The organism is Erythrobacter rubeus (assembly GCF_014705715.1).
Taxonomy (GTDB): Bacteria; Pseudomonadota; Alphaproteobacteria; order Sphingomonadales; family Sphingomonadaceae; genus Erythrobacter; species Erythrobacter rubeus.
In genome coordinates this window covers 2,768,589-2,784,333 of record NZ_JACXLC010000001.1, presented here as the reverse complement: position 1 = coordinate 2,784,333, position 15,745 = coordinate 2,768,589, and the positions used below count along the sequence as shown (strand labels likewise).

16 protein-coding genes are annotated in these 15,745 nt (G+C 60.5%); 14 read left to right on the top strand and 2 right to left on the bottom strand.

The window, feature by feature from the left end; all coding sequences use genetic code 11:
- The 10 genes from IB285_RS13720 to IB285_RS13675 form a co-directional block, all read left to right on the top strand.
- On the top strand, positions 1 to 563 hold a 563-nt coding region (locus IB285_RS13720; protein WP_190788686.1), incomplete at its 5' end, for a ThuA domain-containing protein.
- The gene (locus IB285_RS13715; protein WP_190788685.1) at positions 560 to 937 is read left to right on the top strand and encodes a nuclear transport factor 2 family protein; all 378 of its coding nucleotides are present in this window, start codon (positions 560 to 562) and stop codon (positions 935 to 937) included. The genes IB285_RS13720 and IB285_RS13715, both read left to right, overlap by 4 nt.
- 89 nt (positions 938 to 1,026) lie before the next feature.
- The gene (locus IB285_RS13710; protein ID WP_190788684.1) at positions 1,027 to 2,268 is read left to right on the top strand and encodes a cytochrome P450; all 1,242 of its coding nucleotides are present in this window, start codon (positions 1,027 to 1,029) and stop codon (positions 2,266 to 2,268) included.
- On the top strand, positions 2,265 to 3,347 hold the full coding sequence (locus tag IB285_RS13705; RefSeq protein ID WP_190788683.1) for an acyl-CoA dehydrogenase family protein: 1,083 nt from the start codon (positions 2,265 to 2,267) through the stop codon (positions 3,345 to 3,347). Before IB285_RS13710 ends, IB285_RS13705 begins: the two co-directional genes overlap by 4 nt.
- Before the next feature lie 24 nt (positions 3,348 to 3,371).
- A complete protein-coding gene (locus IB285_RS13700) occupies positions 3,372 to 3,797 on the top strand; it encodes a Zn-ribbon domain-containing OB-fold protein (protein WP_190788682.1) in 426 nt (141 codons plus the stop codon).
- The gene (locus tag IB285_RS13695; protein ID WP_190788681.1) at positions 3,794 to 4,966 is read left to right on the top strand and encodes a thiolase family protein; all 1,173 of its coding nucleotides are present in this window, start codon (positions 3,794 to 3,796) and stop codon (positions 4,964 to 4,966) included. The genes IB285_RS13700 and IB285_RS13695 overlap by 4 nt, the downstream gene beginning before the upstream one ends.
- 12 nt (positions 4,967 to 4,978) lie before the next feature.
- Positions 4,979 to 5,740: an SDR family NAD(P)-dependent oxidoreductase gene (locus tag IB285_RS13690; RefSeq protein ID WP_190788680.1), complete on the top strand. Its 762-nt coding sequence runs from the start codon at positions 4,979 to 4,981 to the stop codon at positions 5,738 to 5,740.
- A 2-nt stretch (positions 5,741 to 5,742) separates the two neighbouring features.
- Positions 5,743 to 6,510 carry a ThuA domain-containing protein gene (locus IB285_RS13685; protein ID WP_190788679.1) on the top strand — a complete coding sequence of 256 codons (768 nt, stop codon included), beginning with the start codon at positions 5,743 to 5,745 and terminating at the stop codon, positions 6,508 to 6,510.
- Positions 6,511 to 6,523: 13 nt separating this feature from the next.
- The gene (locus tag IB285_RS13680; RefSeq protein WP_190788678.1) at positions 6,524 to 7,732 is read left to right on the top strand and encodes an acyl-CoA dehydrogenase family protein; all 1,209 of its coding nucleotides are present in this window, start codon (positions 6,524 to 6,526) and stop codon (positions 7,730 to 7,732) included.
- 13 nt (positions 7,733 to 7,745) lie between these two features.
- Positions 7,746 to 8,648: an SDR family oxidoreductase gene (locus IB285_RS13675; RefSeq protein ID WP_190788677.1), complete on the top strand. Its 903-nt coding sequence runs from the start codon at positions 7,746 to 7,748 to the stop codon at positions 8,646 to 8,648.
- Here the strand turns inward: IB285_RS13675 and IB285_RS13670 are convergent.
- Positions 8,645 to 10,267 (bottom strand): AMP-binding protein, encoded by a 1,623-nt coding sequence (locus tag IB285_RS13670; RefSeq protein ID WP_190788676.1) that lies wholly within the window; start codon positions 10,265 to 10,267, stop codon positions 8,645 to 8,647. The two genes, IB285_RS13675 and IB285_RS13670, sit on opposite strands and share 4 nt — an antisense overlap.
- Before the next feature lie 130 nt (positions 10,268 to 10,397).
- Between IB285_RS13670 and IB285_RS13665 the strand changes: the two genes are divergently transcribed.
- A complete protein-coding gene (locus tag IB285_RS13665; RefSeq protein WP_190788675.1) occupies positions 10,398 to 11,207 on the top strand; it encodes a helix-turn-helix transcriptional regulator in 810 nt (269 codons plus the stop codon).
- A gap of 103 nt (positions 11,208 to 11,310) precedes the next feature.
- On the opposite strand, the gene IB285_RS13660 is transcribed toward IB285_RS13665, so the two are convergent.
- On the bottom strand, positions 11,311 to 11,844 hold the full coding sequence (locus tag IB285_RS13660) for a VOC family protein (protein WP_190788674.1): 534 nt from the start codon (positions 11,842 to 11,844) through the stop codon (positions 11,311 to 11,313).
- Between the two features lie 105 nt (positions 11,845 to 11,949).
- On the opposite strand from IB285_RS13660, the gene IB285_RS13655 reads away from it, so the two are divergent.
- From IB285_RS13655 to IB285_RS13645, 3 genes are all read left to right on the top strand, one after another.
- The gene (locus tag IB285_RS13655) at positions 11,950 to 13,377 is read left to right on the top strand and encodes an aromatic ring-hydroxylating oxygenase subunit alpha (protein WP_190788673.1); all 1,428 of its coding nucleotides are present in this window, start codon (positions 11,950 to 11,952) and stop codon (positions 13,375 to 13,377) included.
- Positions 13,378 to 13,386: 9 nt separating this feature from the next.
- On the top strand, positions 13,387 to 14,139 hold the full coding sequence (locus IB285_RS13650; RefSeq protein ID WP_190788672.1) for an SDR family NAD(P)-dependent oxidoreductase: 753 nt from the start codon (positions 13,387 to 13,389) through the stop codon (positions 14,137 to 14,139).
- A gap of 171 nt (positions 14,140 to 14,310) precedes the next feature.
- Positions 14,311 to 15,597 carry an alpha/beta hydrolase family protein gene (locus tag IB285_RS13645; protein ID WP_328705895.1) on the top strand — a complete coding sequence of 429 codons (1,287 nt, stop codon included), beginning with the start codon at positions 14,311 to 14,313 and terminating at the stop codon, positions 15,595 to 15,597.
- The last annotated feature ends 148 nt before the right edge of the window (positions 15,598 to 15,745 follow it).

Here is a 15,745-nt window from a genome sequence, read left to right as displayed (position 1 = left end):
GCCCGCCATCGGAGGCGTATCGCCGCGCCATAGTCGATCGCTTCAAGGCCGGTCGGGGCGCAGTCGCGATGCACCACGCGCTCGCCGGATGGGCGGATTGGCCGGAGTGGCACGAAATGCTGGGCGGCCGATTTCTTTACACACCAGGCGAGGTGCGCGGTAAGCCGGTGCTTGATTCCGGCTATCGCCACGATGTCGAATACTCGGCCAAGGTGATCGCCGATCATCCCGTCACCGCAGGGCTTCTCGATAGCTTCGCGGTAACCGATGAGCTCTACCTCGCCGAGATATTCGAGGGCGACGTCGAACCGCTGATCAGGTCCGATTACCAATTCAATCGCGCCAATTTCTATTCCGCCGCGCTCGGCATTTCAGGCACACTCTATTCGAACGAAGGCTGGGACCATCCGCCCGGCAGCAACCTCGTCGCCTGGCACAAGCGGGTGGAGAATGCCCCGCTCGTCTACCTGCAATTCGGCGATGCACCGCAGACTTACGAAAACCCGTTCGTTCGGCAGACACTCGCCAATGCGCTGAATTTTATCGCTGGAGAAAACCCATGAGCCCCACCAACACCGTCGCCGCCTTTATCGGCCACTGGAACACTGGCGACATGGATGCAGTCTATGCGCTCTGTTCGGAAGACGTTGTCTGGCACAATATCCCGATGGACCCGATCAAAGGAAAGGCAGCCATGCGCGAAGCCGTTGCCGGTTTTATGGGCGATGTGACCGGCTGCCAGTGGGAAACGCACAGTATCGCGGCAAACGGCAACACCGTGCTGACCGAGCGAACCGATGCGTTCACGCTGAAGGATGGCCGCACGGCTGCGACCCGGGTGATGGGCACGTTCGAGCTGGATGAAAATGGGCTGATCACGGCATGGCGCGACTATTTCGACATGGCCGAATTTCAGCGCGAATTTGCGGGCGGGTGACCCGCCGGTCCTAACACATTCGCGCATCGCATCGCGGCGGCTCCTGTGGCTAGGCTCCGCAGGTAATTCTGAGGACCGGAGCCACCATTATGAACAAGCCCGAGGGTAACGTTTTCGCCCCCGAAACGCTCGTCGATCCGTTCGATTATTACCGGGCGATCCACGATGCGGGGATCGAAGTCGAACACCTGCCGGAAATGAACACCTTCGTCGTCTACAGCTACGATCTGTGCAACGAGGCCAACACCAAACCGGAAGTGTTCTCCAACGACTTCACCGTCCTGATGGGGGCGGAAGACGAGGAAATTCAGGAAATCCTGAAAGACGGGTGGGACAATCCGCCGACACTTCTTACTGCGGATCACCCGGTCCACACCCGCAACCGGAAGCTCGTCAACTTGGCCTTTTCCGCTCCGCGCGTAAATGCAATCGAAGCCGACATGCGTGCCAAATCGATCGAACTGATCGAGAAGATGGCGGCCGATGGCGAGTGCGAGTTTGTCGAGGCGTTCGCGATCCCGCTGCCGGTGGCCATGATCGCGCAGCAAATCGGCCTCGATAACGATCCCAAGCAGGTTAAATACTGGTCCGATGCGGCGGTCGATCGGTTCAGCCAGATGGTGGGCCGCGAACGCCAGCTCGAATGCGCGCGCGCCTTCGTCGAATACCAGAAATACATGAAACCGAAGATCGACGACCGGCGCCAGAATGGCGGCGACGACCTCCTGACCGATCTTGTCGAAGCTCGGGTCGAGGGCGAAACGCCGCTGACCGATGAAGAGATCATGTCGATCATGCAGCAGTTCATGGTCGCGGGTAATGAAACGACGACTTCGACGCTAGCCGGATGCCTGCTCGAACTGATCCGCAACCCCGAGCAGATGGAGAAAGCAAAAGCCGCAGCGGGCGGGCGCGATCCGAAACTGATCGGAAACATGGTCGAAGAAGCGCTGCGCTATGAAACGCCGACTGCGGGCATGTGGCGCATCGTGAAGGAAGACACCGAACTCGGCGGCGTCGCCATGCCAAAGGGCAGCGTGGTCCAGCTTCGCTATGCCGCCGCAAACCGCGATCCCAAGAAGTTCGAGAACCCCGACACATTCGATATCGAGCGCAAGAATGCGCGTGCACACCTCGCCTTTGGTAAGGGCCCGCATATGTGCGTCGGCAACATGCTCAGCCGCAAGGAGATGCTCGTCGCGTTCGATGAGCTGCTGGAGCGGCTCGATAATTTCGCAGTCGCCGACGAAGACGGGGTGAAGGTCCTGCCGAACATCCTGCTGCGCGGAGTCATCCGCCTCCCGATCACCTTCACGAGGAAAGCTGCGTGAATTTCGATCTGAGTGAAGAGCAGGAAATGTTCTGCTCCAGCGTCGAACGCTTCGCCGCGCCGATCGATGTCGAGGCCCGGCGCAAGCTTCGGATGTCTCCTGAAGGCTATGACCGCGCGCGGTGGCAAAGCCTTGCGGAACTCGGCCTGATCGCCCTTGCAGCAAGCGAAGCAGCGGGCGGCATGGGCGGTTCGTCCATCGATCTTGCGCTGGTGACCGAAGCGATCGGCAAAGCCAACGCGCCCGACCCACTGCTTGAACACGGTATTCTTCCAACCCTGCTGCTGGAGCGCGGCGGCGCGGCCGAACTCCTCGAGAACATCATCGCCGGTGAGCACATCACCACCTTCGCATGGGCAGAGCGCGCGCAGCGATACAGCCTGACAGCCAAGGGCATGAAGGCAGAGGGCGGCGATGGCAGCTACACGCTGACAGGCGAGAAGACCTTTGTCTTCGGCGGCGCTCTAGCAGACCTGTTCATCGTCACTGCCGAGCACGACGGTGAAACGGCTTGCTTCATCGTCGCCAAGGATGCCGAAGGCGTTGAAGTACGGCCCTACCGGCTTGCCGATGGCGGCATTGCGGGCGAGCTCAAACTCACCCGCGCTCCGGCCTCGGCCAAGCTCGATCTCGATGCAAAGCGCCTCAGCGAAATCGTTAGCGAGACCCGGCTCTATGCGGCAGCGGAAATGGTCGGCCTCGGGCGACGCCTCCTCGGCGATACGCTCGGTTACGTGAAAGAGCGCGAGCAATTCGGTGTGGCAATCGGATCTTTCCAGGCGCTGCAACACCGACTGGTTGAAGCCTATGCGCGCATCGAGCAATGTCGCTCGATGCTCTACCGCGCGGCGCTGACCGATCGCGGGGATTCGGCCGCATTCGAGCGGGCAACCGCAGGGGCGAAGGCTTTCATCGGCGAGAATGTCGATGCGGTGGCGCGCGAGGCAGTGCAGATGCACGGCGGCATGGGCATCACCGACGAATTGGCGATCGGCCACGCACTCAAACGCGTCATGGTGCTCGCCCGCCTGTTCGGGGACACCGACACGGTCCTGTCGGAATATGCGAAGGCCGCCTGAGAGGGCGGATTGAGGGATTACAGCATGGGCAAGAAGATCGACCCCGAACTTTGGAGCGACGATGCGCAGCCGCATCTCATGGGTGGCAAGCTGCCTTCCGGCGAGATTGTGTTTCCCATGCCTCAGGGCGACGCGGCAAAGGACGTCGAGCCCTACAAGCTTTCCCGCCAGGGGCGGCTGTGGTCCTTCACCTCTCAGGATTTCCTACCGAAAGAGCCGTACGAAGGCCCGGGCTCCGGACCCGATGAAGGTCCGCCCGATTTCCAGCCATTCCTGCTCGGTTACGTGGAACTGCCCGGCGAAGTCATTGTCGAAAGCCGGATTGTCGATGCGCGGCTCGAAGATCTCAAGCTCAATATGCCCGTCGAGTTTTGTATCGTCCCGTTCAACGAGAGCTACGATACCTTCGCCTTCCGCCCGATCACTCAGCCTCAAGAGAAAGCCGCATGAGCGAGAATGTCTATATCATCGGCGCCGGAATCCATCCCTTCGGCCGCACTGAGGGGCGATCGGGACGCGAACAAGGCGTATTCGCCGTGCGCGAAGCGATGAAGGATGCGGGCCTTGAATGGACCGATATCGAATGCGCCTATGGCGGATCGGCCGCGGCGGGCAGCGCGGACATCATGGTCAACGAGCTTGGACTCACCTCGTTGCCATTTACCAACGTCGCCAATGGCTGCGCGACCGGCGGAAGCGCGCTTGTCTCGGCGCAGATGGCCATTGCAAGCGGGATGTACGATCTCGCTCTCGCGGTCGGTTTCGACAAGCATCCACGCGGCGCGTTCAACGCCAAGCCCTCCGATTACGGTCTGCCCGAATGGTACGGGCAGACCGGCATGATGCTGACGACACAATTCTTCGCGCTGAAGATACAGCGCTACATGCAGCTGCATGGCATCAGCCGCGAAACGCTCGGCAGAGTGGCGGAGAAGGCTTTCCGGAACGGGGCCATAACCCCCCATGCATGGCGGCGTAGCGAGATCGATCTCGAAACGATCATGAATGCGCCAATGATCAACGATCCGCTGACCAAATACATGTTCTGCGCCCCTGCCGAGGGCGGCGTGGCCCTGATCCTTGCCAGCAAGGAGAAGGCTAAGGAGCTTGGCGCGCTTTCCAACAACGGCTCGGTCAAAATTGCTAAAGTCGCGGTGAAAACCCGTCCGCCAGACAGCTTCGAAGTGTTCCAGGCTGGGGTCAGTATCAAGGAAGGCGGCAAGCCGACTGTGCTCGCATCGCAGGCCGCTTTCGAAGGTGCCGGCATCGGCCCCGAGGATATCGACGTCGCGCAATTGCAAGACACCGAATCCGGCGCGGAGATCATGCACATGGCCGAAAACGGCTTCTGCAAGGACGGCGAACAGGAAGAATGGCTCGCCAATGGCTGGTCAGAGCGCGGCGGCAAGCTTCCGATCAACACCGATGGCGGCTGCATCGCCTGCGGCGAACCCGTCGGCGCGTCGGGCCTCAGGCAGGTTTACGAGAACGTGGAGCAATTGCGCGGCCGGGCGGGCGAACGGCAGGTCGTGAAGTCGGACGGCGATCTGCCGAAGACCGGGTATTCCCATGTCTATGGCGCGCCTGGCCTGTCGGCAGTCGCGATCCTGGAGCGGTAGATGAGCGGCAGAATGAAAGACAAGGTCGCTCTCGTCACCGGCGGCGCCGAAGGCATCGGAGCGGCGGTCGGCCGGATGATCGTAGGCGAAGGCGGCAAGGTCCTTTTGTGCGACATCCAGATCGACAAGGCTCGGGCGCTCGCTGAGAAGCTTGGCGACGATGCCGCCGCGTTCGAGCTCGACGTGCGTGATCTCGATCAATGGCACGAAGCGGTAAAGTACGCACAGCAGCAATTCGGCAAGCTCACTGTGCTGTGCAACATCGCCGGTATTTCCGAGCCAGGCAACGTCGTCGAAGGGCCGCTCGATAGTTGGGATCGGACGATCGATATCAACCTCAACGGCCCCTATTACGGGATGCGCGCGGCGCTTCCCGCGATGGAAGCGAGCGGCGAGTCGGGCGCAATCGTCAATATCGGATCGATGATCGCGATGCGTGCAGCTGCCTTTGTCGCAGCGTACAGCGCTTCGAAAGCAGGGCTGCTTGGCCTTACCCGTTCGGTCGCACTGGATTGCGCTGAACGCGGCGTGCCGATCCGTGCCAACATGGTGCATCCTGGCGCGATCCGCACGCCGATGTACGATCGCTACAAATATTCGGGCGCAGACACGCCGGAAAATATCGAAACGAACTTTGCCGCCACCCACCCGATGAACCGCATCGGCGAGCCCGAAGAGGTCGCGCGCGCCGTCGTCTTCCTCGCGAGCGACGAATCGAGCTTTACCACGGGCTGCGACTTCACTGTCGATGGCGGCGGAGCCATCAGGAGCTAATCATGGGCGAGCAACCAGCCAAACGGATCGATGCGCATTTCGTCGCTGCCGGCAAATATCACGACATCGACTACCCGCGGCTCGAAATCCTGAAGCTCCTTGCCGAACATCCTCATATCCGGACCACTGTAGCGGCGGATTATTCGGGTCTGGAGCGGCTCGATCAATGCCGGTTCCTGATTACCTACACTTGCGATCTGATGCCGAGCGAGGATCAGGCAAAACAGCTCCGCACCTGGCTCGAAGCGGGCGGCAAGTGGCTCGCGCTGCACGGCACCAATTCTATCCTCGTCTTCACCGAAGAGGGCCTTGTCGCATGTCCCGAGGATCGCCCCGACGTGTTCGACATGCTCGGAACCCAGTTCAAGGCGCATCCGGTCATCGGCCCGTTCGAGGTCGAAGTCGTGAACAAGGACCACGAACTGACGCGCGGGATCGACGATTTCGAGGTTGTGGACGAGCTGTACCTGTCGAAGACTACCGCCGAGATCGACACACTGATGCAGACCACGTTTGAAGGTGAGGCCACCGGCTTCGTCGAGGCGGACTGGAAAAAGACCGCGGTGCCGATCCTCTACACCCGCGATATCGGCAAGGGGCGGATCGTCTACAACACGCTCGGCCATTGCCGCGGTCATTATGACCTGCCCGGAATGCAGGACTTCTACCCGCACAAGGAAATGTGCGCGTGGAATTACGATGTGTATTACGACCTTCTGCGTCGCTCGATTGGCTGGGCCCAAAGAGACGACACGCGAGGTGAGAGCTAAGGGACGCACAGCCATGGACATGAACTTTTCCGCCGAAGACCTCGCTTTCCGCGAAGAGGTCCGCACCTTTCTTGCCGAGAAGCTGCCCGACCGGCTGAAGGACGGCGCCCGGCGCACGCCCGGTGTGTTCGTAGAGCCGGATATCGGGATGGAATGGCACCGCATCCTCAACGAGAAAGGCTGGGTCGCACCGCATTGGCCCGAAGAGGATGGCGGGACCGGCTGGACGCCGACACAGAAATTCATCTTCGAAAAGGAATGCGCGCTCGCTGGAGCGCCTGCGATCTCGATCCTCGGGCTCAGGCTCGTCGGCCCGGTGATCTGCGAATTCGGCACGCCGGAACAGAAAGCCAAATTTCTCCCCCGGCTGCTTTCGGGCGAAGATTACTGGTGTCAGGGGTATTCCGAGCCGGGCAGCGGCTCAGATCTCGCCTCGCTCAAAACCGCGGCGCGGCTGGATGGCGATGAGTACGTGGTCAACGGATCGAAGATCTGGACGACCCATGCGCACCACGCCAACTGGATTTTCGCGCTCGTCCGCACGGATGCGGCGGTCAAGAAACAGGCGGGCATCACCTTCCTGCTTATCCCGATGGATCAGGACGGGGTCGAGGTGACGCCGATCCATTCGATGTCCGGCGATCACGAGGTGAACCAGGTGTTCTTCTCCGACGCGCGCACGTCCGTTGAAAACCGCATTGGCGAGGAAGGCGCAGGCTGGGCGATTGCCAAGTTCCTGCTTGAAAACGAGCGCGGGGGATCGTGCTACGCTCCGCGTCTGCTCAAATCGATCGACAAGTTGGAGGAGCTCGCCAAGGAGCAGCCTTCCGGCGTTAACGGCGCGATCGCTCACGATGCGCGTTTCCGCGACCGGCTGGCGCGCGTGCGGCTCGACGCAGAAGCGCTCGAATTCACCGAACTGCGCATCCTCGCCGAGCTGGCGAAGGGCAGGCGGCCTGGTCCGCAAACCTCTCTCGTCAAATTGCTCGGTTCCAATATCGGGCAGGAAATCGACACTCTGCGCCTCGAACTGCTCGGTCCCGATGCGCTGCAATTGCCGCTGGAGCGCCCGCTCTATGGCAATGAAGCGCCCGAACCGGTCGGCAGCGAACTCGCCCAGACCGCAATGGGCAAATACCTCAACAACCGCGCCGCAACGATCTTCGGCGGATCGGACGAAGTGCAGAAGAACATCATAGCCAAGACCGTTCTCGGTCTCTGAAAGGACAAGATCCATGGACGTATCGAAGCTGATGTTCCGCGAAGGCCTGATGGACGGCGAGCGCATTCTGGTGACTGGCGGGGGAACCGGGCTGGGCCGCGAAATGGCCGAGGGGTTCCTGAAACTCGGCGCGACCGTCTACATTTGCGGACGGCGGCAGAACAAGCTCGACGAGACCGCGACCGAGCTGATGGAAGCGCATGGGGGCAAGGTTGTCGCCCATGCCTGCGATATCCGCGATGCCGATGCGATCCATGCGATGGTGGACGCGATCTGGGCCGATGGTGGCGCATTGACGGGCGTGGTCAACAACGCCGCTGGCAATTTCATCAGCCGCACCGAAGACCTCTCGGTGAACGGCTTTAACGCCATTGCCGATATCGTGATGCGCGGCACGTTCTATGTCACGCTCGATGTCGGAAAGCGGCTGATCGCGGAGGGTAAGAAAGCGAGTTTCCTGTCGATCCTCACCACTTGGGTATGGTCGGGCAGCGCCTTTGTCGTCCCGTCGGCAATGTCCAAGACCGCGATCCACGCCATGACGCAGAGCCTCGCAACCGAGTGGGGCCGCTATGGCCTGCGGTTCAACGCGATCGCACCGGGCCTCTTCCCGACAAAGGGCATGAGCTCGCGGCTATCGCCGGGCGGGCAAGGCGGAAATTCGAAGAACGACATGAACCCGATGGGCCGTGCAGGCGAGATGCACGAACTCGCCAACCTCGCCGTGTTCCTGATGGGGCAAGGCGCGGAATACGTGAACGGTCAGACCATCGCCATCGACGGTGCAGGATACCAAGCCAATGGCGGCACGTTTTATCCCGTTTTGCACGCTCTCGGCGATGCCGAATGGGAGCAGTTGCGCGCGATGATCAAGGGTACCAATGCGAAGGACAAAGCGGACCGGGCGACGGGTTAGGCTGCCACCTCATCCGCAAGCGCCTGTGCGGTTTTGTAGTCCGGCTTTCCGTTGTTGAGCCGCAACGACTGGTCAGTGAACACGTACAGACGCGGAATTTTATAGCCTGCCAATTCTTCGCGCGCGCGGCCATCTAGCGCCGATTCGAGGGCATCGGGCGCGCAGCCTTCGGGCTGGACGACAGCGACAACCTTCCGGCCGAACCGTTCGTCGGGAAGGCTGACGACCCGCACGTCGTGCACGGCAGGGTGGCCTTGAAGCACCGCCTCCACCTCTTCGGGAAAAACTTTTTCGCCCCCGGTGTTGATGCACATATTGTCGCGCCCGATGAACTCCATCGAGCCATCCGCCGCCCAGCGTGCTTGGTCGCCTGTCATCAGCCAGCGCCTGCCTCCTATCTCGGGGAAGGTCTGCGCGTTCTTTTCGGTCTCGCCGAGATAACCCAGCGGCAGAGGGCCGGTTCTGGCGACGACCCCCACGCCGTCACTGCCGGGAGGGATTTGGTTCAAGTTCTCGTCGAACAATTTGGTCTCGCGCCCCGGCAGCGGTTGGAACTTGCCGCCTCCGGTCGAGCCAGCCGCGGTGGTGATGACGATGCCTGTGCCGGAACTCTCACTTGACCCGAGCGCGTCGATCACCACCAGCGACGGATGGTGCGCGATCAGCCGCTGTTTGTTGCTTTCGGAAAAGACTGCGCCCGAACTCGTTATTGTCCGCAGGCTGGCAAGCACCTCTGCTCCGTCGCCGCGCGCATCCAGCCGCTCCGCCAGCGGCAGCGCAAAGGCATCGCCGACGATGAACACGCCTTTTGCGCCGATGCGCTTAATCTCGTCGAGCGCAAAATCGGCGTCGAACTTCTCATGCGGAAGCAGAGCGAGCGTTCCGCCCTTCAGCAGATGGATCACCGCCGTGAACTGACCCGCACCATGCATCAGAGGACTGAGCAGCAGCAGGGGCGAGGATGACAGCGGATGGTCGGGACCGATCTTCGCCGCCTCCTCCATCTGCGCTTCCAGCGAGGTCGCGACGAAAGGCGGCTCGCCAAAGCCGCGTTGCCAGACCGAGATGCTGAATGCCTGCCACGCCTCCAGCATCGGCCACATCACCGCTTTCGGCATGCCGGTCGTGCCGCCGGTCGCGGTAAAGAACAGCGCCTGCGGATCGTCGTGCACCGTGAAATCACCCGGCAGGTCGTGCCCCCGCATCGCAGCCCACTCGTCCGAGCCCACATTCAGTGTCAGCGTGCCTGCCGGCATCGAGGCCGAGCCGATCTCGGCAAAATCGCTTTCGGTAAACAGCGCGCTCAGGCCGAACCGCGTGAAGATGTCGGCAAGCTCGCGCTCCTTGTAATGGTAGTTCACGTTGACCGGGGTGACGCCGGCCTTGATGCAGCCGAAATAGGCTAGCACGTAATCGGGATTGTTGCGCAGCATCTGGCCCGCCACATCGCCGGGCTTCAGGCCGCGCTCCTTCAGGCTCGCAGCGATCCTATCGGTCTGGTCATCCAGTTCGCCCCAGGTAACGATGCGCTCGCCATGAACGAGCGCCGGTCGCTCAGGCTCGATCGCATTCGCAAGCGCCTTCAGCGCAACACCGAAATTCTCACCCTGCCATGCCATGGCGCAGTTCTCCCGAATGATGAATCAGCCCTAACCAGCGCAACCCCCGATTTCCCCTGCGTAAAGTATGAGGCGAATCGGGCAAAGTAAGGTAGAGTGCGCGGTGAGAGAGTCGGGGAGAGTCAGGTACATGTCGAAAAACGTCGTAGAATTGCGCACGCCGCAGGGCCGCGAGCATCTGGATCAGCTGCTCGACCAGATCACGATCACCTGCCCGGACGATATTCACGATGCGGCGGTGAACATGGCCCGCATCGCGCAAGAGCGCGGCATGCAGGTGGCGATGTGCGACGACATTTCATCGAAAGAGCCGATGCTCGATGCCGAGGGGACGATCCTCAACGCAGATATCTTCCGCTGGCTCGACGATGGTGCGCGATGGTGGGAGGATCACCGCCTCGCGCTCCATTCTCCGATACCGCGTGCATGCCGGTACGAAAGCGAACCGTTCTGGGCAAACCGGCATGGCTTCAACACCCGCTGGCGCAATTCCTATCTCGAGGAAATCGACCTCACCGACTTTGAAAAGCGTTCCTTGTGCAAGGCCGCGATCGTGATCCCCGTGCACCTGCCTTTCGGCCAGATTTCCGCGAACAGTTTCATCAGCATGGACCGCGACAAGGAAGACCTGTCCGAAGAGTTCGCGCAATATGGCTCACTCTTCTCGCAGCTTACCCGCCGCTTCATTGCCGGCTACGTGCAAGCGCATCGGACCAAACGGCGCATCCCTTCCGATTGCGTCCTGTCCAAGCGCGAGGTCGAATGTCTGCGCTGGGCCGCGATCGGCAAGACCGACAAGGAAATCAGCATGATCCTTGAGCGCAGCCACGCCACGATCCGGTATCACATCCACCGTGCCGGCGAAAAGCTCGACAGTGTCAACCGTGCGCAAACGATCTTCAAGGCCGGTCAGCTCGGTTACTTGGGCGCGTCTTCGTAGATTTTTGTAGGTTAGCCGCGCCCGCGGTGTCGACCAATCGCATTACTGATGGCCTGGCTAAGGAGCAGCGCCGTAGACGATCGCCCGAATGAGCGTTCGCAAATCAAAGACTTCTCAGCGGATCGCTGCCGTCCCAGTCCTTGCCCGCATCCTTGATCATCGCGAAGAGGCCGGGACCGCCTTCGCCCTGTTGCAGGATTTCGACCAGCCCGCCTGGTCCAGATCCGGGATCGACATAGATGACCTGACTGTCGCCGAGCGACCCCTCGATGACGATTTTAGCGCCCTGTTCGCGGCAGACATCGTATGCCTCTTCGATATCGTCGACGAGAATGCAGACATGGTGCAGGCCGCCGCCGACCTCCGCGTATTCTCCTGAATAGATCGATGGATGGTTGTCGCGCGGCCGGATCAGCTCGATCTGGACATCGCCCCAATAGGCGAGCGCCAGGTCGAACACCGCCTCGGTCGGCTGCCCCTTGTACCGCATGTCTTCTAGGTGAATCCCTTCCATCAGGAAGAACGGACCAACGCCCATGATCTCGGTCCAATGTTTCACCGCCGCCATGAAATCCGGTGGCACGAATGCGAGCTGCATCACCTCGCCCAGCTCTGCGATCCCGTTCTTCCGGGCCATGCATCCTCTCCAATCCGATAGTGTGACCACGGCGGCAATCTGTGTGATATTCTAGGGCGCGAACACTGCACAAAGTGCGAGGAAAGGGCTCGAAAGAGGACTCCCATGAACGAGATCAAGAAATTCAGCGCGGAAGATCGCTGCCCCGGCATGAGCTACACCGAAATGCTCGAAGGAGACACGCGGACACCGCCCGATTACCTCTTCGAAGAGACGGTTGCGGAAATGCCGAACGATCCGCTCCCGGTTGAGCCCTATATCAGTGAAGAATTCGCCGCGCTCGAGCGGGAAAAGCTGTGGCCGAATGTTTGGATGTTTGCCGCACGCGAAGACGAAATGCCCGATCCCGGCGATACGGTTGTCTACGAGATCGCGGGCAAGAGCTTCCTGCTGATCCGGCAGAAGGATGGCGGGATCAAAGCCTTCTACAACGCCTGTCTGCATCGCGGACGCAAACTGCGCACCGAAGGCGGCAATTCGATCCAGCTGCGCTGCCCGTTCCACGGCTTCACATGGCGCAATGACGGGACGCTCAAGGAGATTCCGTCCGAATGGGATTTCAAGCACCTCAAGGACAAGAACATGTGCCTGCCAGAGGCGCGGGTGGAGCTATGGCAGGGCTTCGTCATGGTCACGGAGAACCACGACCTCGCCGATTTCAAGACCTGGCTGGGCCCGGCAGCGGAGCATTACGAACGCTACGATTTCGAAAATCGCTACACCGGCATGTGGGTGCAGAAGAAGATTCCTGCGAACTGGAAAGCCACTGCCGAAGCCTTCATGGAAGCCTGGCATTCGATCACCACGCACCCGCAACTGCTCCCGTTCCTGGGTGATGCCAACACGCGCTACGATCACATCGGCGACCACTTTAATCGCGCCATTACGCCGTCAGGTGTTCTCAGCCCGCATATGAAGGGCAAGGATTCCGACTACGTTTTGGAAAAAATGAACGAGTTTTCCGGCGGTGCGGATGCCGACACCAATCGCCGCTTCGCCGCGAGCGACGAGCCGGTCGAGGGGTACGACGCCGCCGATCCGCTGGGTGCGCGCAAGGTGCTGGCCGAAGCGGGGCGGCAGGGTTTCGCCGAACAGTATGGCTACGATTATTCGGACGCCTCGGACAGCGAGATCCTCGATAATTTCACCTATAATATCTTCCCGAATTTCGCGCCTTGGATCGGGTTTCTGCCAACGCTCGTCTATCGCTGGCTTCCTGGTGACACGCCCGATTGGTGCATCATGGAAATCCGCCTGTTGTTCCCGACACCCAAGGGTGAGGAGCGCCCGCGCGCGGTCGAGATGACGTACATCCCTGACGATGAACCCTTCTCATGGGCCGCAGACGTAATGGGCCCGCAGCTCGCCAACGTCTTCGATCAGGACATGTCCAACCTGCCGCATGTACAGACCGGCATGAAGACGATGAAAGAGGGCATGATGGAGCTTGGCCATTATCAGGATAGCCGGGTGCGTCATTTCCAGACCACGCTGAAAAAATATATCGACGGCGAGCTGCCCAAGACGGCATAGGCTCCTGCGATGAGCATTTCTGTCGATCTATCGGGGCGCACCGCGCTGATTACTGGCGCGTCTTCGGGGCTCGGGTCGCGCTTTGCGCGCATCGTCGCTGCAAACGGCGCCAATGTCGCGCTGGGCGCGCGGCGCAAGCGTCGGCTCGAGGCCTTGGCGTCGGAAATCGGCGAGAATGCCGCCGCGGTTGAAATGGATGTCGCGCGCGAGGCGGACATTGTCGCCGGTTTCGACGCAGCGGAGCGAGCCTTCGGAACGGTCGACACCGTTATTGCCAATGCCGGGATCGACGGCGCGGGCATGGCCACCGACATGCCCGAGGAGGAGATCGAGCGCACGCTGGCGATCAACCTCAAGGGTGCGATACTCACCGCTCGCGAAGGGGCGAAGCGGATGATCGCCGCGGGGGTGACCAAAGGCCGGATCGTCATGATCGCCTCGATCACCGCGTTCGAGCCCTCGCCCGGGCTCGTGGCCTATTCCGCGAGCAAGGCAGGTGTTGTGCAAGCCGCGCGCAGCATGGCAAGGGAATGGGCGCGCGCAGGGATCTGCGTGAACACGATCTCCCCCGGCTACATTCGCACGGCGATTAACGATGAGTGGTTCGATACCGAACCCGGCAAGAAGCAAATCGCCCGCTTCCCCAAACGCCGCCTTATGGGCGAAGAAGGGCTGGACGGCCCGCTGCTGTTCCTGTGCTCGGATTCGGCGGAATTCGTGACGGGCAGCGATTTTGTGCTCGATGACGGGCAGACGCTGTAGCGATTGGACACGCAAGGCCTGCAGCAAGGCGGCGGTAGGCAGGCAAGACATCCGTTCCGATCTTGCTGCTGAAGCCTGCGCTCGATCCGACAATCCTCGATCGCAGCTATTCTGTATTGCGCGGCGGTGAGCTAGGTGTATCATATAAGTATGACACCTCGACCAATCCTCGTGGTAGGCTTTCTAAGCCTCGCAGCCTGCACAGCACCACAAACTGATATCCGAAATGCCGAGGCCGCTGGTTCCGCAGCTTCATTTTCTCCTGCGGACTGCGCAGTCGGGATTTATGGCGATGGCACAGGCGACTTCGTTGCAATCACTCAATCTGCAAAAGGCTATCAGTATTCTTTCAGCGACGGCGTGATCGGTGACGCCACGTTGGACAGAGCGTTGCTGGAATGCGGGAAAAACTCGGTACTGGTTGATCAACGGCATGTATGGAATGAGATCCCCATTCGAGAGCAGGACACGCGTTTCACTTCCGGTGATGCGAAGCTGGCTGGTCGGCTTCTTGAACCGAACGACGCGGGCGAGCAGACGCCTTTAGTTGTTTATGCACACGGGTCGGAGCCGACAGGGTGGATCGGGAGCGTGCGCGACCCGTACCAGATGGTTGGAAGAGGTATCTCGGTGTTTGTTTATGACAAGCGAGGCACCGGGCAGTCTGAAGGGAAGTATTCGCAGAACTTCCCGCGTCTTGCAGGCGATCTGGTCGCGGCAGCGAACGAAGCAAAGCGGTTGGCGCAGGGCGGATTTGGTCGTTTCGGCCTGGTTGGCCTGAGCCAGGGCGGGTGGATCGCGCCACTTGCCGCTGAACAGGCGCAAGCGGATTTTATTGCAATCGGTTATGGCTTGGTCGCAGATATTCGAGAGGAAGACGCCGACCAAGTTCAGAGGGAACTCAGCGACGCAGGCTACAGTTCTGATGTGCTGAGAATTGCGCGGAAGATCACAGATGTGACTGCGCGCGTTGCCTCGTCGGATTATACCTCTGGACTGGACGAACTAGCCGAGTTCCAGCGCAAATATTCATCCGAAGCATGGTTTCCTGTAATCCGGGGCAGTTACACCGGAGTTTTGCTCAATACGTCGACGGACGAGCTGCGAGAACGCGGCGTGCCGCAGTTCAATGATCTCGATATCGACTGGTCTTTGAACCCGATAAACGTACTTCGAGAAGTTGACGTGCCTCAGCTCTGGGTTCTCGCTGGCGAGGACCGCGAAGCTCCAATTGGCCTCACAATCAATCGACTCCAAACGCTCCGCGATGAAGGAAGCGATATTTCCATCTACATGTTCCCCGATACTGATCACGGTATGCGGGAGTTCGACCAAGAACCCGATGGAACGCGGCAACTCCGCCGCGTCACGTCAGGATATTATGATCTGATAGCAGACTACGTAAAAGGCCGTCCTGGCTCACACTACGGTCGGTCTGTGCTTGTCGAAGACAGGTAGAATGCGGCCCTGCATGATTGCGATCAAAACACGACTGTCCGCTCCGCGCTCCGATGCAGCCGTCGCACGCTATGGCCACCATTTTTCCTATGCTCGGATGCGGCGGAATTCGTGACGGGCAGCGATTTCGTGCTCGATGACGGGCAGA